18 protein-coding genes are annotated in these 19,540 nt (G+C 63.5%); 3 read left to right on the forward strand and 15 right to left on the reverse strand.

Features of this window, described 5'->3' with window-relative positions:
• Positions 1-660 precede the first annotated feature (660 nt).
• Positions 661-1,842: an acetylornithine deacetylase gene (gene argE / locus IVB26_RS25175; RefSeq protein ID WP_247967865.1), complete on the forward strand. Its 1,182-nt coding sequence runs from the start codon at positions 661-663 to the stop codon at positions 1,840-1,842.
• Positions 1,843-2,152: 310 nt separating this feature from the next.
• Here the strand turns inward: argE and IVB26_RS25180 are convergent, their stop codons facing one another.
• Together IVB26_RS25180 and IVB26_RS25185 are read right to left on the reverse strand one after the other, a co-directional pair.
• The gene (locus IVB26_RS25180; RefSeq protein ID WP_247967866.1) at positions 2,153-3,211 is read right to left on the reverse strand and encodes a phosphotransferase family protein; all 1,059 of its coding nucleotides are present in this window, start codon (positions 3,209-3,211) and stop codon (positions 2,153-2,155) included.
• Between the two features lie 131 nt (positions 3,212-3,342).
• The gene (locus IVB26_RS25185; RefSeq protein ID WP_247967867.1) at positions 3,343-4,578 is read right to left on the reverse strand and encodes an acyl-CoA dehydrogenase family protein; all 1,236 of its coding nucleotides are present in this window, start codon (positions 4,576-4,578) and stop codon (positions 3,343-3,345) included.
• 324 nt (positions 4,579-4,902) lie between these two features.
• Here IVB26_RS25185 and IVB26_RS25190 point away from each other — a divergent pair, with 324 nt between their 5' ends.
• Complete coding sequence (locus IVB26_RS25190) at positions 4,903-5,565, forward strand: TetR/AcrR family transcriptional regulator (RefSeq protein WP_246918608.1); 663 nt, start codon at positions 4,903-4,905, stop codon at positions 5,563-5,565.
• A gap of 2 nt (positions 5,566-5,567) precedes the next feature.
• Here the strand turns inward: IVB26_RS25190 and IVB26_RS25195 are convergent, their stop codons facing one another.
• The 10 genes from IVB26_RS25195 to IVB26_RS25240 form a co-directional block, all read right to left on the reverse strand.
• Positions 5,568-5,960, reverse strand: a complete 393-nt coding sequence (locus tag IVB26_RS25195) for a RidA family protein (RefSeq protein WP_247967868.1) — start codon at positions 5,958-5,960, stop codon at positions 5,568-5,570.
• Between the two features lie 98 nt (positions 5,961-6,058).
• Complete coding sequence (locus tag IVB26_RS25200; RefSeq protein WP_247967869.1) at positions 6,059-6,274, reverse strand: hypothetical protein; 216 nt, start codon at positions 6,272-6,274, stop codon at positions 6,059-6,061.
• A gap of 143 nt (positions 6,275-6,417) precedes the next feature.
• Positions 6,418-7,647 carry a CaiB/BaiF CoA transferase family protein gene (locus IVB26_RS25205; RefSeq protein WP_247967870.1) on the reverse strand — a complete coding sequence of 410 codons (1,230 nt, stop codon included), beginning with the start codon at positions 7,645-7,647 and terminating at the stop codon, positions 6,418-6,420.
• A gap of 174 nt (positions 7,648-7,821) precedes the next feature.
• Positions 7,822-9,024: an MFS transporter gene (locus IVB26_RS25210; RefSeq protein WP_247967871.1), complete on the reverse strand. Its 1,203-nt coding sequence runs from the start codon at positions 9,022-9,024 to the stop codon at positions 7,822-7,824.
• A gap of 147 nt (positions 9,025-9,171) precedes the next feature.
• Positions 9,172-9,999, reverse strand: coding sequence for a beta-keto acid cleavage family enzyme (locus IVB26_RS25215; protein WP_247967872.1), 828 nt, complete (start codon positions 9,997-9,999; stop codon positions 9,172-9,174).
• A gap of 112 nt (positions 10,000-10,111) precedes the next feature.
• Complete coding sequence (locus tag IVB26_RS25220; RefSeq protein ID WP_247967873.1) at positions 10,112-11,509, reverse strand: MFS transporter; 1,398 nt, start codon at positions 11,507-11,509, stop codon at positions 10,112-10,114.
• A 497-nt stretch (positions 11,510-12,006) separates the two neighbouring features.
• Entirely contained in the window at positions 12,007-12,177 is a 171-nt protein-coding gene (locus IVB26_RS25225) for a hypothetical protein (protein WP_018322208.1), read from the reverse strand.
• Positions 12,178-12,213: 36 nt separating this feature from the next.
• A complete protein-coding gene (locus tag IVB26_RS25230) occupies positions 12,214-12,417 on the reverse strand; it encodes a hypothetical protein (protein WP_247967874.1) in 204 nt (67 codons plus the stop codon).
• 58 nt (positions 12,418-12,475) lie between these two features.
• A complete protein-coding gene (locus IVB26_RS25235; RefSeq protein ID WP_247967875.1) occupies positions 12,476-13,813 on the reverse strand; it encodes a PQQ-dependent sugar dehydrogenase in 1,338 nt (445 codons plus the stop codon).
• Positions 13,810-14,262: a DUF2231 domain-containing protein gene (locus tag IVB26_RS25240; protein WP_247973268.1), complete on the reverse strand. Its 453-nt coding sequence runs from the start codon at positions 14,260-14,262 to the stop codon at positions 13,810-13,812. Before IVB26_RS25240 ends, IVB26_RS25235 begins: the two co-directional genes overlap by 4 nt.
• A gap of 435 nt (positions 14,263-14,697) precedes the next feature.
• On the opposite strand from IVB26_RS25240, the gene IVB26_RS25245 reads away from it, so the two are divergent.
• The gene (locus IVB26_RS25245; protein WP_247967876.1) at positions 14,698-14,901 is read left to right on the forward strand and encodes a hypothetical protein; all 204 of its coding nucleotides are present in this window, start codon (positions 14,698-14,700) and stop codon (positions 14,899-14,901) included.
• Between the two features lie 34 nt (positions 14,902-14,935).
• Here the strand turns inward: IVB26_RS25245 and IVB26_RS25250 are convergent, their stop codons facing one another.
• From IVB26_RS25250 to IVB26_RS25260, 3 genes are read right to left on the reverse strand one after another with little or no spacing between them, the layout of a single operon-like run.
• Positions 14,936-15,937 carry a formate dehydrogenase subunit gamma gene (locus tag IVB26_RS25250; RefSeq protein ID WP_247967877.1) on the reverse strand — a complete coding sequence of 334 codons (1,002 nt, stop codon included), beginning with the start codon at positions 15,935-15,937 and terminating at the stop codon, positions 14,936-14,938.
• Between the two features lie 36 nt (positions 15,938-15,973).
• Complete coding sequence (gene fdh3B / locus IVB26_RS25255) at positions 15,974-16,570, reverse strand: formate dehydrogenase FDH3 subunit beta (protein WP_007592757.1); 597 nt, start codon at positions 16,568-16,570, stop codon at positions 15,974-15,976.
• Positions 16,571-16,582: 12 nt separating this feature from the next.
• The gene (locus tag IVB26_RS25260) at positions 16,583-19,531 is read right to left on the reverse strand and encodes a formate dehydrogenase subunit alpha (protein WP_247967878.1); all 2,949 of its coding nucleotides are present in this window, start codon (positions 19,529-19,531) and stop codon (positions 16,583-16,585) included.
• Between the last annotated feature and the right edge of the window lie 9 nt (positions 19,532-19,540).

Here is a 19,540-nt window from a genome sequence, read left to right on the forward strand (position 1 = left end):
GAAAGGCAGTAGCAAAAATTGCACAGCGGCATACAGGTGAAGCCAAACAACCGGCCTTCCCTGCGCAGTGGTTTGACGGCTTATGTCGTGCTCTCCTCGGGGAGCGATGCACTATTGCCCCCGTCGCCTTGCGGATGATCGATGCGCGTGCCCGGTCGGGCCGCCACATCACCGCTGAGACTTGACGCACAGACCCCGGGCGTCAGGACCACACGATTTTGCCGTACGCCGATCACACCGGTCGTGTGCGCGAGGTGTTTCGCTCACGGTTACCCGCCCTGCGAAACCCTTCGCGCCGATGCAATCAGCGTCCACCGCCGTCCGGCCCGCGTTCGTGACGATCGCGATACGCCCCTCTTCCTTGGGCCGGGTTGCCGCAACACATACGTCATTTCCGAATTTCGGCAAAGCGGAATCTTTTTCTCAGTGCGGATTGACCTGCCATTTGGGTGTTTTGCCCGTCGGGCAACGCGATATGTTGTAGCCCGGATGAGCGAAGCGACATCCGGGATTCCATCCATGCGGAACGAGGCACGAGGCACCCGGATTTCGCTTCGCTCCATCCGGGCTACGGACTGTGTTGATTTGCCCATGCCCCCCTTACGTTGGTATGGTTCCTGCAAGCACTTCAACCTCCTTACTCCCTGACAGAACGAGACAATGCCAAGCTCAAGACCCGACCGTATTCGCCACCTTCTCGCCGACCTGGTCGGCTTCGACACTGTCAGTGATCGCACCAACCTGCCGCTGATTGCCCATATCGAGAGCTACCTCGCCGCGTTCGGCATCACGGGCGAGCGCATCGTTGACGCGACCGGGCAAAAGGCCTCGCTGTGGGTCACGATCGGACCGGAGGATCGGCCGGGCTTCGTGCTGTCGGGCCACACCGACGTCGTGCCCGTGGTCGGTCAGGACTGGAGCCACGATCCGTTCAAGCTGATCGAGCGCGACGGCAAGCTCTTTGGCCGCGGCACCACCGACATGAAGGGTTTTGTCGCGGTGTGCCTCGCGATGGTGCCGGAGATGGTGGAGGCCAAGCTCAGGACTCCGATCCATCTGGCGATCTCCTATGACGAGGAGATCGGCTGCGTCGGCGTGCGGCCGATGCTCGGCGAGGTCGCAAAAAGGAAGATCAGCCCGCTCGGCTGCTTCGTCGGCGAGCCGACCGAGATGAAGGTGATCATCGGCCACAAGGGCAAGCACGGCGTGCGCGCGACGTTTCGCGGGCTCGCCCGCCATTCCTCGATCGCGCCCGACGGCGTCAACGCGATCGAATACGCCGCCGAGCTGATCGTCGAGATCCGCCGCCGCGCCGTTGCGCTCGCGGCCGCGCGATCAGCGGACAGCCTCTACGACGTCCCGCATTCGACGCTGCTCACCAGCATCGTGCACGGCGGCGCGGCGCTGAACATCGTGCCTGACACCTGCACGGTGGATTTCGAATGCCGCGGTATCGGCATCACCGAGTCGCGCGAGGTCACGGATGCGATCGTCGCCTGGGCCAAGGCCGAGCTCGACCCCGCGATGAAGGCGCGGCATCCGGATTGCGGCATCGATTTCGAGGAGATCCTCGACTACCCCGCGCTCGACACCGCGGCCGACGCCCCGATCGTCACGCTCGCCAAGAGCCTTGCGGGACGCAACGACCACGCCAAGGTCGCCTTCGGCACCGAAGCCAGCCTGTTCGCCAGCATGGCCGGCATCCCCTCGGTGGTGATCGGACCCGGCTCGATCGCGCAGGCGCACACGCCCGACGAGTTCGTGGAGATGGCCGAGCTGGAGAAATGCGCGGGGTTCGTGGAGAGGCTGATCGCGCATTGTGCGAAGGCCACAGTGCCGTAGGGTGGGCAAAGCGACTTGTCCGCCGTAGCTCGAAGAGCGAAGGCGGAAGCGTGCCCACGGTTTCGCTATGATCACGGAGAGACGGTGGGCACGGCGCTACGCGCCTTTGCCCACCCTACGGGAGCTGTGCCTCGAGCTCACCTCATCACCGGTGTCATGCCCCGGCTTGACCGGGGCATCCAGTACGCCGCGGCTTCTCGGTTCAAGCACTGCCGTCTCTGGAATACTGGATTGCCCGCCTTCGCGGGCAATGACAGCGAGTTTGTGGAAACAAAAAGGCGCGGCCACATCGGCCGCACCTTTCTCATTCCTACACCGCGCCGGCCTTCTGCGCGTATTCCCACGAGGCCTTTGACAGCGGCACAGTGCGCTTGGCGGACTCCAGGGCCTTGGCGTTGGCGGCGGTGCCGTCGCGGACGCGGCCGGCGATGCCTTGCGTGATGCCGGCGAGGCGGAACAGATTGTAGGCGAAGTACCAGTTGAGATCGGGCACCGTCATCTTGGTGACGTTGCAATAGATCTGCGCGGCCTCTTCCACGCTCGGGATGTTGAGCGCCTTGAGGTCGGCGCCCTGCAGGCCCGGCATGATCCACTGCATCAACAGATAGGTGAAGTCGGCCATGGGATCGCCGAGCGTCGACAGCTCCCAGTCGAGCACAGCCTGCACGCGCGGTTCCGTCGCGTGGAAAATCATGTTGTCGAGACGGTAGTCGCCATGGACAATCGAGACGCGCGCCTGCTCCGGCACGGTCTTGGGCAGCCATTCGGCGACCTTTTCGAACTCCGGAATGTGCTGCGTTTCCGACGCGCGGTATTGCTTGGTCCAGCGGTCGATCTGGCGCGCAAAATAGTTGCCGGGCTTGCCGAACTCGCCGAGGCCGATCGCTGTCGGATCGTACATGTGCAGCTGCGCCAGCGTCTCGATCTTGCTGGTGAAGATCTTGCGCCGCGCATCGCCATCCTGGCTCGGCAGCGTCGGATCCCAGAACACACGCCCCTCCTCCATCGACATGATGTAGAAGGCGGCGCCGATGACGCCATCGTCCTGGCACAGCGCGTAGGCGCGCGCGACCGGGAAACCCTGCTTGCCGAGCGCTGCGATCACGCGATATTCGCGGTCGACCGCATGCGCCGACGGCAGCAATTTGCCGAACGGCTTTCGGCGCATCACGTAGGAACGGTTCGGCGTATTCAGCCGATAGGTTGGATTGGACTGGCCGCCCTTGAACTGGAGGACGACCAGCGGGCCCTCAAAGCCTTCGACGTTGTCGCGCATCCACGCCTCGAGCCGCAGCTCGTCGAAGCGATGACGCTCCTCGACCGGCTTGGTGCCCGAGAACTCTTCGTCTTTCCTGACGCCGTCAGCCACGGTGACGCTCCCTCTTCACTCCGAGCATGATCCTAATCGGTAACCGCTGACGCGCTTGCGTCAAGCGGTCACCCCATCCGATCATGCCCTGTCGTTTTTTCTAAGTCGGGAGCGCCGCAGGGCCCGCCCTCCTAGTGCCTGGGAGAATTGGCATACTTCCGAACTTCGAGCCTTGCAATGGCGCGATTGTGCACCTCGTCCGGACCGTCGGCGAGCCGCAGCGTGCGGATGCCGGCATAGTCCTTCGCAAGACCCGCCTCGTCGGAAACGCCCGCGCCACCGAAGGCCTGGATCGCCTCGTCGATGATCTTCAACGCCATGTTGGGCGCCGCGACCTTGATCATGGCGATCTCGGCCTGCGCGGTCTTGTTGCCGACCTTGTCCATCATGTCGGCGGCCTTGAGGCAGAGCAGACGCGTCATCTCGATGTTGGTGCGGGCTTCGCCGATGCGCTGCTCCCACACCGAGTGCTCGACGATCTTCTTGCCGAAGGCGGTGCGCGACATCAGGCGCTTCACCATCTTCTCCAGCGCTTCCTCGGCCTTGCCGATGGTGCGCATGCAGTGATGGATACGGCCCGGACCGAGACGGCCCTGCGCGATCTCGAAGCCGCGGCCTTCGCCGAGCAGGATGTTCTCCTTGGGAACGCGCACGTTCTCGAGCAGCACCTGGGCGTGTCCGTGCGGCGCGTCGTCGAAACCGAACACCGGCAGCATCTTCTCGACCTTGATGCCGGGCGTGTCGAGCGGAACCAGGATCTGCGACTGCTGCTGATGCTTGGCCGCGTTGAAATCGGTCTTGCCCATCAGGATCGCGATTTTGCAGCGGGGATCGCCGACGCCGGACGACCACCATTTGCGGCCGTTGATGACGTAGTGATCGCCGTCCTTCTCGATCCGCGTCTCGATGTTGGTCGCATCCGACGAGGCAACCGCCGGTTCCGTCATCAGGAACGCCGAGCGGATCTCGCCGTCCATCAGCGGCCGCAGCCATTTGCGCTTCTGCTCCTTGGAGCCGTAGCGCATGAACACCTCCATGTTGCCGGTGTCGGGCGCCGAACAATTGAACACTTCCGAGGCCCAGGTGATGTGGCCCATCTGCTCCGACAACAGCGCGTATTCGAGATTGGTCAATCCCGCGCCGCGGAATTCATCATCCTCATGCTCGTTCGGCGGCATGAACATGTTCCAGAGGCCTTCGGCCTTCGCCTTCTTCTTGAGGTCCTCGAGAACCGGGATCACCTTCCAACGATCGCCGCTCTTGTCCTGCTCGTCATAGACCGGAACCGCCGGACGCACGTGCTTGGCCATGAACGACTGCACGCGGTCGAGCCATTCCTTCTGCTTGGGGGACAGATCGAAATCCATGGGACGCTCCTCGTCTCTCTTTTGCGAGCCTTTTGCTTCGCGGGCCTGTTTTGCGCCGGACTGTCCTCCCGCTGGGCGCAGCTCGCAAGCGCGAGCTGGCGGAGCCTTCGGAACCAACCTTTCGAGTTGCGAACGAGTCCCGATTGCGGATTGACATCTCCGGCCTTCAAACGATAGTTTCATACAACTGTTTGAATTGCAACTCCCTCGCTCACGACGTCATTCCGGGGCCGCCCGCAGGGCTGAACCCGGAATCTCGAAATGTGGCGCGAGATTCCGGGCTCGACGCTTTGGCGTCGCCCCGGAATGACGGGAAAAAAAGTCATGGCCAGCGATCATACGAGGTCTGCCATTCTCGCCGCCGCCGAACGGCTCTATGCCGATCGCGGCTTTGGCGACGTGACGCTGCGCGACATCGTGGCCGAGGCGGGTGTCAACCTGGCGGCGGTGAACTATCATTTCGGCTCGAAGGACGAACTGATCGCGGAATTGTTCGTCACCCGCTCGATCGCCACCAACCGCGAGCGTTTGCGCGAGTTGAAGGCGGCGGAAGAGCAAGGTGGCGGCCGCGCGCCGATCGAGGTGATCCTGCACGCGCTGGTCGGGCCGACGCTGCGCGGCTGCCTCGGCCCCGAGAACCAGCGCTCCACCGCGGCGCGCTTCATGATCCGCGCCTCGATCGAATCCGTGCCGCCGATCCGCCGCATCAAGAATCGCGAGATCGACCATTTGCGGAAATTCGCCGGCGCAATGCGCCGCGCCCTGCCCGAGCGCAGCGACGTCGACATCTACTGGGGCCTCAACTTCGCGCTGGCGATGGCGCACCACACCATCCGCGAAAGCGAGCGGCTGACGAAGCTGTCGGAAGGCAAGTGCGATCTCGACGACGTCGAGGACGTCGTCGCGCGCGTGGTCAGCGTGGCGACGATGGCGCTGACGGCGGGAAAGGCCGAGACGAAGGCGCCGTCAAGGGTGGCGGCGCGGTAACCTCACATCATCGCGATGCAGTCGATCTCGACGTCGAAGGGGCCGAACCATTCCGGCGTGCAGACGAAGATCCGCGCCGGCGGATCGATGGGGAAATAACGCGCATAGACGGCGTTGAACGCGGCGAAATGCTTGGTCGAGGTGCAGTAGACGTTGCACTTCATGACGTTGTCGAGGCAGGCGCCGGCCGCCTGCAGGCACAGTTTCATCTGCTCCATGATCAGTTCGCTCTGCCGCTCGATCGGCACGTCCGCGATTTCGCCCGTCTCGGGGTCAAACGGCGGCAGGCCGGCGACGAAGATCATGTTGCCGCCGCGGGTCACCGGCGAGACCGGTGCGTTGCGACGGTCGAGAAACGTCGAGATCGGTTCGACGCGGAGCGCTTCGCGTTTCATGCCAACCACCTTCGGTGCAAGCGAGACTGACCGCTGCCTACACTGTTCCGCAGCCGGCATGCTTCGCTCTTGATCGAAGTGTAGTTGCAGCCGCGAGTTTAGGTCCGCTGCGGCATCTCCTCGGCCTCTTCCTTGGCGAGCAGCAGCAGCATCTCGATGCCCATTTCGCCTTCCTGCGGCGAGCGGATGAACTTGATTTCCTCGGCACTCCGCCGCAGTGCGGCAACGATGGCGACGGCCTGATTGGCGGTAGCCGCCTCGGTCGCCAGAATTGCCTTCTGGTCCTTCGCCTGGAACCCGATCGTGTAGGACATTCACTTCCCTCCCGGACTCAAGTGAAGGGATCGAACCAGACTCTCGCGCGGAACGGAAGCCTGTGAGACTACGGACCGGGATTATCTGGGGACTGCGCGCAAGCCCCAGGCAAGCCCGAGGATCGCGCGCGGCTTCGTCAAAGCTAGATGATCCCCTGCTGCTTCAGCGTCTCGATCTTGTCCGCATCATATCCGAGCTTGCCGCCGAGCACTTCCTTGGTGTGCTCGCCGAGCAGCGGCGGAGCGCGATATTCGGTGATCGGGGTACCCGAGAGGGTCAGCGCGTTGCGGATCAGCGAGAGATCGGGCTCGAACTTGTGCTGCGTCTTCACCCGCATGCCGCGCGACTGGACGTGCGGATCGGAAAATACCTGCTCGAAATTGTTGATCGGCCCCGAGGGCACGCCGGCCTCCTCCAGCTTCTCCAGCCAATAGGCCACCGGCTGCTTCAGGAACAGCCCGGCAAAGATCGCCATGATCTCCTTGCCGTGCACGACGCGGTCGTTGTTCCTGATGAAGCGCTTGTCGTTGGCGAGCTCGGGCTCGCCGAGCACGGCGCAGGTCTTTCGGAACTGGCCGTCATTGCCGACCACCAGCATCAATTCGCCGTCGGTGCAGCGGAACACGCCGGCCGGCATGCCGCCATTGCCCCAGGTGCCGCGGCGCGGCGGGGTCTTGCCGTTGACAAGGTAGATCTGCAGCCAGTGCGACAGCGATGCGATGACGGTGTCGAACAGGCAGACGTCGATGTGCTGGCCCCGCCCGTCGTTTACGTCGCGATGGTACAGCGCCGAGAGAATCCCGATCGAGGTGTTCATGCCGGTCATGTAGTCGACGATCGACGGGCCGACCTTCATCGGGCCCTCGCCCGGCTCGCCGTCGATATGGCCGGTGACGCTCATCAGGCCGCCCATCGCCTGCAGAATGGCGTCATAGCCCGCGCGCGGCGCATAGGGACCGGTCTGGCCGAAACCGGTCACCGAGCAATAGATGATGCCGGGGTTGATCGCCTTGATGGTCTCGTAGTCGAGGCCGTAGCGCTTGAGATCGCCGACCTTGTAGTTCTCCATGAAGACGTCGACGTCCTTGGCGAGCTCGCGAATGATGGCCTGCCCCTCGGGCTTGGCGATGTTGACCGTGACCGACTTCTTGTTGCGGTTGGCGCAGAGGTAGAAGGAATTGTTGTTGTTGGCCTTGCCCTCGGGGTCGGTCAGGTAGGGCGGCCCGAACGCGCGCGCGTCGTCGCCGGTGCCCGGCCGCTCGATCTTGATCACCTCCGCACCGAGATCGCCCAGCATCTGGGCCGACAACGGCCCGGCGAGGACGCGCGTGAGGTCAAGGATCTTGATGCCTGAAAGCGGCAGGGCCGACATGTAAGCTTCCTCCGGGAACTGGATATTGGCGCGGCGGCTCGAAGCGGCGCTCCCTGCGGATACACCATTTTGGCGCGCTGAGCACTGCACTGGCGGCATACGGCCATCCCCTGCCGGGGACGGAAGGCAATTGCCGTCCGCAACTTTCCGCGCCGCGAATATAGCCTGATCGGCTCAGGTCAGCGCCGCCGCCACCACCCGCGGCCGTCGCCGGCCGAGCAGGACCAGGATCAGCACCGTCGCGCAGGAGCAGACGAAGGTGAGACCGAGCGCGCCGCGGCTGCCGAACTGGGTGAGCAGGCCGACAAGGAGCGGCGGCGAGACCGCCGACGCCAGATTGAGCGGCAGCGCGATCATCGACATCGCCTTGGCGAATTCAGCCTGGTCGTAGAACACCAGCGGGATGGTCGCCCGCGCCACCGCCATCGCGCCGCTGCCGGCGCCATAGAGCAGGATGAAGACCGCGACGGCCCAGGTCGCGCCCTCGCTCAGCATCAGCAGCAGCATCGCCAATGGCAGCGCCGTGCCCGCGACGAGCCCGGTCGTGATCCCGTCCCAGCGCCCGCCGCCGAGAAGATCCAGCCCGCGGGCGCTGACCTGGATCACGCCCAGCATCGAGCCGAACAGGAGTGCCTGCGCCGGCGCCAGCCCCTCCGCCCGCAACAGCTCGATCATGATGGCGCTGATGCCGAAATTGACGAAGGCGTTGAGCGTGATCGCGGCGACGACGAGGCCGAAGGTGCTCCGCGGGATCGCGGGCGGCGGCGACGACCTGACCGGCCCGCTAGCATCATCCCCGGCAATTTTCAGGCGCGGTGCGAGCGCATAGAGCGGCAGGCTGACGAGAATCATCATCGCGGCATAGACAAGGCACGTCCCGCGCCAGCCGAGGTGACCGCTCAGGAACGAGGTCGTCGGCCAGAAGATGCTGCTGGACAGGCCCGTCACCAGCATCAAGGCTCCGATCGCGTTCTTGGCCTGCCGCCCGGCGATCTCGTTCAGCATGATATAGGCGCCGGTGGAGAGCGTGGCGCTGCCGGCGATGCCGAGGACGATCCAGGCGGCGAAATAGAGCGTCGGCTCGCGCGCGAGGGACAGAAGAATGAATCCGGGCACGGTCACGACCGTGCCGACCATCATCACCGTCCGTGCGCCATGCCGTGCAAACGATTTGGCGAGCCAGGGGGCGCACAGGCCCATCGAGACATAGAGAACGGACGTCCCCGCGAACACCGCCGGCAGGCTCATGCCTAGATCGGCGGCGAGATCGCGCCCGACGATGGCGGGAAGCCCGATCGTGCCCCATCCGACCAGCTGCGTGATGGCGAGCACCAGCAGGACGCCGATCAGCCTGCTGTCAGATTTCAAGAACCGCATTCCAAACGTTCGCCTGCCCGGCCGGCGCAGATCGCGCCGGTGAGCCCTGTCTTAGCCGGGGACTCTGCCCACGGGAACGCCGACCGCCGAATGGCAGAAGGCAGCCAGGAGCATGTCAGGCCCACGTCAGGCGCGGGATGATCGTCCCTACCCTGCCATCCCGAGCAAGGAGCGCGCCTCTGCCGCAGTCGCGACGCGCCGTCCGTGGCGCGCGACAGCCTCGCAGGCGATGCTCACGAGCTCCGCATTGCTGGCGGCGAGGCGCGTCTTGTCGACCCTGATATTGTCCTCGAGCCCGGTACGAACCGCATCGGCGCCCCGCGCCAGCGCCCAGCCCATGACCTCGGCCTGATGACGTCCGATCCCGGCCGCGGTCCACGTCGCGTTCGGGATCAGCCGCCTCAGCTCTGCCAACAGGATGTCGAGGACGTGTTCGTCCGCGGGCATCGCGTTCTTGACGCCCATGACGAACTGCACGTGCGGACGGGCGTCGATCAGCCCCGCCTCGATCAGACGCCGAGCACCATGCAGATGCGACAGATCGAAGATCTCGATTTCCGGACGAATGCCATTTGCCTTCATGCCGGTGGCAAGGGTCTCGACCAGAGCGGCGCTGTTCTCGTAGACGATGGTCGGAAAATTCACTGAGCCTGTGGACAACGAGGCCATATCCGGCTTGAGATAGAGCGACGATCCACGCGCCGAGGGATCGCGCCCTCGCCCGCCGGTCGAGAACTGCACGATCATGTCAGGACAATGCTTCCTGATCCCCTCCTGCACCAGCGCGAAGCGCTCCGGGTCGGAGGACGGCGTCTCGTCATCGTTGCGAACATGGATATGCGCAAGGGTGGCCCCGGCCTCGAAGGCCTGGTGCGTCGACTCGATCTGCTCGGCCGGCAAGATTGGCACCGCGGGATTGTCCTTCTTGCGCGGAACAGAGCCGGTAATAGCAACAGCAACGACAGCGGGGTTCATCCTGCATCCTCATGATGATCGCGCTCGAGCGCACAAAGTTCGAAACGAAAGTCACATAACGCCTGGAAACCGGCCGCTGCAACCATCATCGATCGCAGCGGCGTTCCCCTCGTCAGGTCGCAATTGCGGCCGCACCACCCGCCGCTTCCGCACGCCGGCGCTCGTAGTCGGCCCGCGCCATCGGAACGGCCTTGGGATTACCGAGATCGTCGATGCTGATCCGATAGGTTTCGCGGGCCGTGACAGCCGCCAGCGCGGCGATGACCGTGATGCCGAAGGCGATTGCCCCCACCGTCAGGGGGATGTTGGCCGAGCCGGGCGGCGCCACGGTGGCAAACAAGGCCGGAAGCAAGGCGGTAATGGTCGTTCCGATGTTCTGCGAGATCGCCATCGCCGACACGCGTGTGCGCGTCGGGAACAGCTCCGGATAGAAGCTCGGGAAGATCGCGTTGTAGCCCTGATAGACGACGCCCCACATCAACAGCGAGAGCAGGATCGCAAGCGGTACGCTCCGGATGCTGATGGCGTAGAGATAGCCGAACGCGAGCAAGCCGGAGAGCAGCGCGCCGACGATGATCGGCGGTTTGCGGCCGACCTTGTCGGAGAGATGGCCGACGAACGGAATGACGAACACGGCCAGCATGTTTCCGAGCACCGGTATCCAGAGATAGACGTCCTTGGCAAAGCCGATGCCATAGGCCGGCTGCACCGCGTAGGCCGCACCGAAGATCGTCGCAACGACAGGAATGACGTTCATCAGCGCCATGCAGATGACCCTGAGCATGTCGCGCCAGCTCAGCTTGATCGCCTGGATGACGGGTGCCCGCGGTGTTTCTCCCCGCTCGTCCTCGCGGGCGAAGGCAGGCGTCTCATCGACCTCGCGACGAATGATGTAGCCCGCGACGATCACGAAGAAGCTGAGCAGGAAGGGAATCCGCCAGCCCCAGCTGTTGAAGGCATCGGCCGGCATGTAGGCCGCCAGCGGCAGGAAGACCGCTGCTGCAAGAATCTGCCCGGCCTGGACGCCCTGGAGCGCAAAACTTGCATAGAAGCCGCGCCGGCCGAACGGCGCGTGCTCCAGGATCATCGAGCTCGCGCCGGAGATTTCACCGGCAACAGCAAATCCCTGCACCAGGCGCAGGATGACGAGCAAAACCGGCGCGAGGATACCGACCTGCTGATAGGTCGGCAGGATGCCCACGGCCATCGTGGAGAATCCCATCAAAAACATGCAGACGATGAGAACGGTCTTGCGGCCGTGGGTGTCGCCCCAATGTCCGAGCACGAAGGCGCCGATCGGGCGGGCCACATAGCCGACGCCATAGGTTGCCAATGAAGCGACGATGGCGACCGTAGGATTGTCTGAGGGGAAGAAGATTTGCGGGAAGATCAGCGACGCAGCGGTCGCGTAGATGAAGAAGTCATAATATTCGAGAGCCGATCCGATCCAGCCGCTTGCGGCAGCCTTCCTGGATTGACTCATGCCATGGATCGCGCGCGTCGAAGCCATCAGAAAAAATCCTCCCGATCTGTTTGTTGACGTCCCGTTCGGCGGGCTTCGCTGGACAATTGGACAGCAATTCCCGGACGCTCTGCGGAGCTCCGCGAGCGCTTGGCACTGCCGGTCGATGTCTTGAGTGAGGACGACAATAGGCTTTCGCCGGGCTAACACAATTACCCAGTTAAGCGATAAACCTAACATGATGTTATGGAGTACGCGGAGCCCGCGGCGACTATGCCCGCAACCCGCAGCAGACACGAAGCTGCGCGGCCTCACTCCGGCGGATCGAACGTCCGCACGAAATATACGGGCCCCTTGCTCTGCTTGATCGATAGAGCTGGGCCGGGCGCTCGCCTCCGCTCGCTGATGGCGGAAAACGGCGTCATCTTCAGCGATGGCGTCGAAGCCGACCGGCTCGATTTCAATGCGGGTGCCGAGGTTGCGATCGGGATTGCAGAGCAGCGCGGGCGGTTGATCGTCTGATCATGTGAACCCGCCGAGCCGCATCAAGCCGTATGGCCGGGATCGACGTGCTTTGGTGTCTTCTTGTCGCGTTGCGGCGTCATCTTGGCAGGGTCCGGCGCACCGGGGACCCCGCGGGGACCCAGCTGCTCGCGCTGGATGTCGTCCTCGGAGCGGGATGGCTCGACACCGTTCGGCTCACGGGGCTTGGTCATCGCGGCCTCCTTTCGAATGCCGTTCCGCGCTAGGCGCTACACGCCCAGCGCGTTTTCGCCCGCTTCGCGGCCGGGCACGCTGACTTGGACTTCATGTCCCTCACGAAGCGCGAGGGATGCGGCGGCGACCGCCGACTCGAACGCAGCTTCCTTGGTGGCGTATGTGTTCTTGACGTCGCCGTCGTGCAGCACGCCCCATTCGTCCTGCACCGGCACGATGGCATATTGAGCAAGGCCCATTGTCGAACTCCTGGCTTGGCTTTCAAGGGAACGTCTGCCCGATAACGCGCCGGTGGGCTTAACGTTGCGTCAGCTGCGGATGGACCGCGCTCACCCGCCACACCGTGTTGCCGACATCGTCTGCGATCAGCAAAGCGCCTGATTTGTCGATGGCGACGCCGACGGGACGGCCACGCGCCTTGTTGTCGCTGTTCAGGAAGCCCGTCACGACGTCCTGCGTCGGCCCGCTCGGCTTGCCGTCCGTGAACGGCACGAATACCACCTTGTAGCCGTTGAGCACCTGCCTGTTCCAACTGCCATGCTCGCCGACGAAGGCGCCGCCGCGATAAGCGGCCGGCAGGCCGGAGCCGGTGTTGAAAGCCATCCCGAGCGGCGCGACATGCGAGCTCAGGGCATAATCCGGCACGATCGCCTTGGCGACGAGATCCGGCCGCTGCGGCTTGACGCGGGGATCGACGTGCTCGCCGTAATAGCTGTAGGGCCAGCCGTAGAAGCCGCCGTCCTTCACCGAGGTCATGTAGTCGGGGACGAGATCGGGACCGAGCTCGTCGCGCTCGTTCACCACCGTCCACAACGTGCCGGTCTGCGGCTCGAAGCTGAGCCCGTTGGGATTGCGCAAGCCACTTGCGAACACGCGCCAGCGGCCACTGGCACGGTCGACCTCGAGGATCGCGGCGCGGTTGTGCTCGGCCTCCATGCCGTTCTCGGTGATGTTGCTGTTGGAGCCGACGCCGGCATAGAGCTTCGAGCCGTCGGGGCTGGCGACCAGGCTCTTGGTCCAGTGATGGTTGATCGGCCCGCCCGGCAGCGGCGTCAGCACCGTGCCCGGCGCGGTGATCTTGGTATCACCTTCCGTGTAGGGATATTTGACGATGGCGTCGGTGTTGGCGACATAGAGATCGTTGCCGACCAGCGCGATGCCAAACGGCGAGTTGAGATGGTCGAGGAAGACGCTTTGCGTCTCCGGCACGCCGTCGCCATTGCCGTCACGCAGCAGCGTGATGCGGTTGCCCGGCCCGGTGTCGTTGCCGCCCGAGGTCGCCCAGGACTCGATATATCCCATGACGATCTCTTTGGGCCGCTTGATCGCGCCCCCCTTCGGCGCCTTGGATTCCGCCACCAGCACATCGCCGTTGGGCAGCATGTAGATGAAACGCGGATGCTGCAGGCCGGTCGCAAAGGCCTTGACCTGCAGGCCCTGCGGCACGGCCGGCGTCTCGTCCTTCTTCCAGCCGACGATGCGGGCGATGTGGACCGGCGGCAGCAGGTATTGCTGGATGTCAGGAAGAATAGGGTTGGCGCCCACTTGCGCCTTCGGATCGCCGCTGCCGTCATTGCAGCCGGCAAGACACAGCAGCGAGGAGCACAACAGCGCGCGGGCAATGGAGAAAGTCATCGCGCAACTCCCACGCCGTGGCGATAGACCATGGCCCAGCCGAGCCAGCCGGTGATGGGCAGGATCAGCACCGTGATCACGGACAGAACGAGCCCCGTCGGCCACACCGAGGTCCAGGCATCGCGGGTATGGATCAGCGCGTTGACGGTCGCGAGGACCAGCACCAGGGCATTGCCGATGAAATGCGGCCAGGCCGGCGTCTGCGCCCGCACCAGCCGGTTGCCGAGCAAATCGGTCAGGCCCGCGATCGCCGCCAGCACGCCGAAGACGACGCCGACGAGCAGCAGCCAGGCGGAAAAATCCGCCCACATGATCTCGGCGCTGGCGACATAGGCGATGTCGGTCAGCAGCGCCCCGACGAAGCACGCGATCGGTATCGGCACCCGCATCGGATGAATGGGATGACCCGCGATCTGCGCGGTGGTGCGCACGCGCACGTCTTGCTGCACGGTCTTGCCTCTTGCCAAGGGCCCTTTCCCCTATGGCAAAACTCGACCTCGTTGCGAAGGTTCCTCAGCTAAACCGCAGGCAGCGCTGCAGCTGGCTTTCGCGCGGGCGTTTATTGCTCAAGGGCCGCCGCCCCCTCTCGTGCCCCTTCAGCTTCTGAAATGACTGCACGACGTCGGTTGCGTCGGGCCGACACCTTGTCACGGTCACTCGGGCGGTGGTCTCGACCTCAATTGCAAACTCCCACGGTTTTTCCGAGGGCCGTTGTTTTGCGTACCGCTTGGGTGAGCCGGAAACTGGACCAATGAGGATCGCCCGCCCTTTGTCAGCCGTGGGAACCCGAAAAAAACTCGGAAAGATGTGAGGCGGCTCACATCACCGGGGCGAATTGAAGCTTACTCCGTCCTGGCGGATGCAACTCCGGATGGAGATGTCGGATGAAACGCATTATGCTTTCGCTCGTCTCGGCTCTGCTCGTTATCAGTGCGGCCAGCAGCATGCTCCGATCGCATGCACTTTTTCGCTCTGCACAGAGCGGCATGCCAAGCATTCAAGAACTGCAAACAGGCCAAGCGGGCACGCTGCCGGAGCAGCAGATCGAGGACCGGTCCGTCCTGTTCGCCAGAGAGCGGACGCAATAGAGCATACCGAACCAACCTGTATCAGCCGTTCTTTTCATTCAGCCGCAGCGGGCGCCCGTTGCGGCTTTTGATCGTTCGGTCCAGTTCGCGCCATCTGCTCGTCGAGCCAAAGCCTGTGATGTTCGCGCGCCCAGTTGAGGTCGACCTCACCCGAGCCCATGGCCTCGAAAGCCCCCTCCATCCCGATCGTGCCGATGTAAACATGCGCGATCATTGCGGCCACGAATAATACAGCCACCACGGAGTGGATGATCTGGGCCATCTGCATGCCTTCGATGCCACTCATGTAGAACGGGAACATCAGCGCGTATCCCGTTGCGGCAACGAGGCCGCCGCCGATCACGACGATCCAGTAGATCATCTTCTGGCCGGCATTGAAGCGATATGCCGGCGGATGATCATGGCCGACAATGCCCCCTCCCCGCTTGATCCAGCCAACGTCCACCTTGTTCGGGATATTTCCCGCGATCCACATCAGGAAGATCAGGACGACGCCGATGGTGAACGGGAAGCTTAGATAGATGTGGGCATACTTCGCCCATTGCGACCATTCGGAGAAGGCTTCAAATCCCATCAGAGGCAATAACAGCGGCCGCCCGAAGGTGATGTTCAGACCCGAGATGGCGAGGATGATGAAGCAGGTGGCCGTCATCCAATGCACGAAACGCTCAAAAACGGTGAAGCGCACGATCGTGCGTCCCGACCGCCCGCTTTCGAGCCGCACCATGCCACGGGTGAGATAGAAGATCACGAGCACAGCCAGCATGCCGACAATCGCAACGCCGCCGATCCAGCGCAGCGTGACATTGCGAAACTCCCGCCACTCGCGCCCCTGCGGTTGCTCGAGCACGCCCGACCTCTGATCCGGAATGCTGACACGGCCCTGGATCCGATTGAGTTCCTGCAGCAGTTGCTGCTCCTTGACGGAGCTCGCGGTCGGATTGACCTGCTGGGCACTCGCAGGAACCGCCGTGAGCACCAGAAGCAGCGCACCTACACCAAACAGCAAGCTTACGAATCTTCCAAATGACGCCATCTGCGCCTCCCGTATCGCGTCCTTCTGCCGTCCGCGTCAGGACTCGATCGTCTCGCGATACGCGGTCTTCCAGCCCCACGCGCCGGAGCCGTAACCGCGCTTCATCACACGTTCCTTGTAAATCTGGGCAATGATCTCTCCGTCACCGGCGAGCAGCGACTTGGTCGAGCACATCTCGGCACACAGCGGCAGCTTGCCCTCCGCCAGCCGGTTTGCGCCATACTTCTCGTATTCCTCCTTGCTGCCGTCGGCCTCGGGGCCGCCGGCGCAGTAGGTGCATTTGTCCATCTTGCCGCGCGAGCCGAAGTTGCCGACCTTGGGATATTGCGGGGCGCCGAACGGACAGGCGTAGAAGCAATAGCCGCAGCCGATGCAGAGGTCCTTGGAGTGCAGCACCACGCCATCAGCGGTGGTGTAGAAGCAGTTCACGGGGCACACGGCCGCGCAGGGCGCGTCGGTGCAGTGCATGCAGGCCATCGAGATCGAGCGCTCGCCCGGCTTGCCGTCATTGATGGTGACCACGCGGCGCCGGTTGATGCCCCAGGGCACCTCATGCTCGTTCTTGCAGGCGGTGACGCAGGCATTGCATTCGATGCAACGGTCGGCGTCGCAGAGGAATTTCATACGTGCCATCGTCGTTGCTCCCTATGCCGCCGCGATCTGACAAAGCGTGACCTTGGGCTCCTGCATGCCCGTCGCGGGATCATATCCGTAGGTCGTGATGGTATTCGCGCTTTCGCCGAGCACGATCGGATCGGTCCCCTTCGGGTAGGCGCTGCGAAGATCCTTGCCTCCCAGCCAGCCGCCGAAATGGAAGGGCATCCAGGCTACGCCCTTGCCCACACGCTCGGTGACGAGCGCCTTCATCCTCGCCCTGGAATTGTTCTCGGCACCCGTGACCCAGACCCAGCCGCCATCCTTGACGCCGCGATCAGCAGCATCGGCCGGATTGATCTCGATGAACATGTCCTGCTGCAGTTCGGCAAGCCACGGATTGGTGCGCGTCTCCTCGCCGCCGCCCTCATACTCGACCAGACGGCCCGAGGAAAGGATGAGCGGGAACTGCTTGGCAATCCCCTTCTCCACGGCAGCCTTCTGCACCGAGAAGCCGATGTTGGGCATGCGAAATTGCTTGGCATCGGGCAGCGTCGGATATTTCTCGACGAGGTCGACACGCGGCGTGTAGATCGGCTCGCGATGGACCGGAATCGGATCAGGCAGGCCGAAGGCGTTCATGCGTGCCTTGCCATTGCCATACGGCACGCAGCCGTGTTTGAGCGCGACCCGCTGGATGCCGCCGGAGAGATCGAGCGACCACGACACCGAATCCGGATTGGCCGGATTGACCTTCATGATCGTGGCCATCTCCGCTTCGGTGAGGTCGGCGTCCCAGCCGAGCTTCTTCAGGCTCGCCAAGGTGAATTCGGGATAGCCGTCCTGGATCTCGGAATCCTTGGAGTAGGATTTGTCGGCCAGCAGGCTGACCTTGCGCGTGGTGCCGTCGGGCAGCTTCTCCTCGCGCTCGATGCCGAAGCGCGGCCGGAATGTGCCGCCGCCGTCCATCACCGCGAGATTGGTGTTGTAGAGCAGTGGCGTGCCGGGATGCCGGACTTCCGGCGAGCCCCAGCACGGCCACGGCAGGCCGTAATAATCGCCGCCGACCTCGGGATCGTCCTTGGGCGCACGCATCGTCAGCATGTCGAACTTCGCCTGGTTCTTCATGTGCGCCTTGAGCCGCTCGGGCGATTGCCCGCAATAGCCAGTCGACCAGCTGCCGCGATTCATCTCGCGCAGCACGTCTTCCGCTTCAGGCAGATTGTTCTCGACCTTGATTTTCTTGAACATCTGGTCGGCGAAGCCGAGCTTCCTGGCCATCAGATAGATGACCTCGAGGTCGTCCTTCGATTCGAAGATCGGTTTGACGATCTGCTCGCCCCATTGCAGCGAGCGGTTCGAAGCGACGCGCGATCCCTTGCACTCGAATTGCGTGGCCACCGGAAGGATGTAGACACCGTCCTTGCGCCCGGCCTCGACCGCCAGCGATGCCCAGGTCGTTGGATGGGGATCGGCAATGACAAGCAGGTCCAGCGCCTTCAGGCCTTTGAGAGACTCCGGAATGCGCGTGATGCTATTGCTGGCATGTCCCTGAACGAACACCGCCCGCACATTGTCTTTCTGAGCGACCTGATCCTTCGGCAACGTCACTGCCTCGAACCAGCGGGTGAGCGGAATGCCGGGCGTTTCCATGATCTTCTTGTCATCGAAGCGCGACTTCAAGAACTCGTAGTCGACGTCCCAGACCCGCGACCAGTGCTTCCACGCACCCTCGGCAAGGCCGTAGTAGAACGGCAACGTCACGATATCGAGCCCAACGTCGGTCGCGCCCTGCACGTTGTCGTGGCCGCGGAAGATGTTGGCGCCCATGCCCGGTCCACCGACATTGCCGGTCATGAGCAGCAGGATGCAGCTCGCCCGCACATTGGCGGTGCCGACGGTCTTCTGGGTCTGGCCCATGGCCCAGATCAGCGTCGACGGCTTCTCGGTCGCGAACAACTTGGCGACCCGCTTGAGCTGTTCGCCGGGAATGCCGGTGACGCGCTCGACCTCTTGCGGATTCCATTTCTCCACTTCCTTGCGGAGATCATCGAAGCCGTAGACACGCTGCTGGATGAATTCCTTGTCCTCCCAGCCGTTCTGGAGAATGTGCCACATCATGCCGTAGAGCACCGGAATGTCGGTGCCTGGACGCATCCGCACGTATTCCGTCGCGTGCGCAGCGGTGCGCGTCATGCGCGGGTCGATGACGATGAAGTTGGCCTTTTGCAGCTCCTTGCCCTCGAGCAGATGCTGCAACGAAACCGGGTGCGCCTCGGCCGGATTGCCGCCCATGATCATTTGGGTCTTGGCATTGCGGATATCGTTGTAGCTGTTGGTCATCGCGCCGTAGCCCCAGGTGTTGGCGACGCCGGTAACCGTGGTTGAATGACAGATACGTGCCTGATGGTCGGTGTTGTTGGTGCCCCAGAACGCCCCGAGCTTGCGGAACAGATATGAGCCTTCATTGGTCATCTTGGCCGATCCGAGCCAATAAACGGAATCGGGTCCCGACTTTTCGCGAACCTCGAGGATCTTGTCGCCGATCTCGTTGATCGCAGTCTCCCAGGAGACGCGCGTCCATTGCCCGTTCACGAGCTTCATCGGATAGCGCAAACGCCGGTCGCTATGCACCAGCTCGCGTACGGAAGCACCCTTCGCGCAATGCGATCCGCGATTGATGGGGGACTCCCAGGTCGGCTCCTGGCCGATCCAGACCCCGTTCAACACTTCCGCTGTCACCGTGCATCCGACGGAACAATGAGTGCAGATGCTTTTCTTCACAGTGGCACCCGCGGCCAGCGGACCGGCCACGGCGGCCTCGGCCTTGCGCACGCCGGAAACCGGCATGGAGCCGAGTGCCGCGAGCGTGCCAGCCGCAAGACCGGACCTTTGCAGGAAGGCGCGGCGATCGAGACCGCCGGTCTGACTTGCCAGGGTGTCCGCGACCGAGCCACGGCGCTCGGATCCGGAATGCTGATCTGTTCGCTTGATAAGCACGGCAGCCTC

The organism is Bradyrhizobium sp. 195, from assembly GCF_023101665.1.
Taxonomy (GTDB): domain Bacteria; phylum Pseudomonadota; class Alphaproteobacteria; order Rhizobiales; family Xanthobacteraceae; genus Bradyrhizobium.

Excerpts from the sequence above, each read along its gene's own strand:
- argE (WP_247967865.1), top strand. The coding sequence starts at position 661 with ATGCCAAGCTCAAGACCCGACCGTATTCGCCACCTTCTCGCCGACCTG.
- IVB26_RS25185 (WP_247967867.1), bottom strand. The coding sequence starts at position 4,578 with ATGGATTTCGATCTGTCCCCCAAGCAGAAGGAATGGCTCGACCGCGTG.
- IVB26_RS25190 (WP_246918608.1), top strand. The coding sequence starts at position 4,903 with ATGGCCAGCGATCATACGAGGTCTGCCATTCTCGCCGCCGCCGAACGG.
- IVB26_RS25195 (WP_247967868.1), bottom strand. The coding sequence starts at position 5,960 with ATGAAACGCGAAGCGCTCCGCGTCGAACCGATCTCGACGTTTCTCGAC.
- IVB26_RS25200 (WP_247967869.1), bottom strand. The coding sequence starts at position 6,274 with ATGTCCTACACGATCGGGTTCCAGGCGAAGGACCAGAAGGCAATTCTG.
- IVB26_RS25205 (WP_247967870.1), bottom strand. The coding sequence starts at position 7,647 with ATGTCGGCCCTGCCGCTTTCAGGCATCAAGATCCTTGACCTCACGCGC.
- IVB26_RS25210 (WP_247967871.1), bottom strand. The coding sequence starts at position 9,024 with ATGCGGTTCTTGAAATCTGACAGCAGGCTGATCGGCGTCCTGCTGGTG.
- IVB26_RS25215 (WP_247967872.1), bottom strand. The coding sequence starts at position 9,999 with ATGAACCCCGCTGTCGTTGCTGTTGCTATTACCGGCTCTGTTCCGCGC.
- IVB26_RS25220 (WP_247967873.1), bottom strand. The coding sequence starts at position 11,509 with ATGGCTTCGACGCGCGCGATCCATGGCATGAGTCAATCCAGGAAGGCT.
- IVB26_RS25225 (WP_018322208.1), bottom strand. The coding sequence starts at position 12,177 with ATGACCAAGCCCCGTGAGCCGAACGGTGTCGAGCCATCCCGCTCCGAG.
- IVB26_RS25230 (WP_247967874.1), bottom strand. The coding sequence starts at position 12,417 with ATGGGCCTTGCTCAATATGCCATCGTGCCGGTGCAGGACGAATGGGGC.
- IVB26_RS25235 (WP_247967875.1), bottom strand. The coding sequence starts at position 13,813 with ATGACTTTCTCCATTGCCCGCGCGCTGTTGTGCTCCTCGCTGCTGTGT.
- IVB26_RS25245 (WP_247967876.1), top strand. The coding sequence starts at position 14,698 with ATGAAACGCATTATGCTTTCGCTCGTCTCGGCTCTGCTCGTTATCAGT.
- IVB26_RS25250 (WP_247967877.1), bottom strand. The coding sequence starts at position 15,937 with ATGGCGTCATTTGGAAGATTCGTAAGCTTGCTGTTTGGTGTAGGTGCG.
- fdh3B (WP_007592757.1), bottom strand. The coding sequence starts at position 16,570 with ATGGCACGTATGAAATTCCTCTGCGACGCCGACCGTTGCATCGAATGC.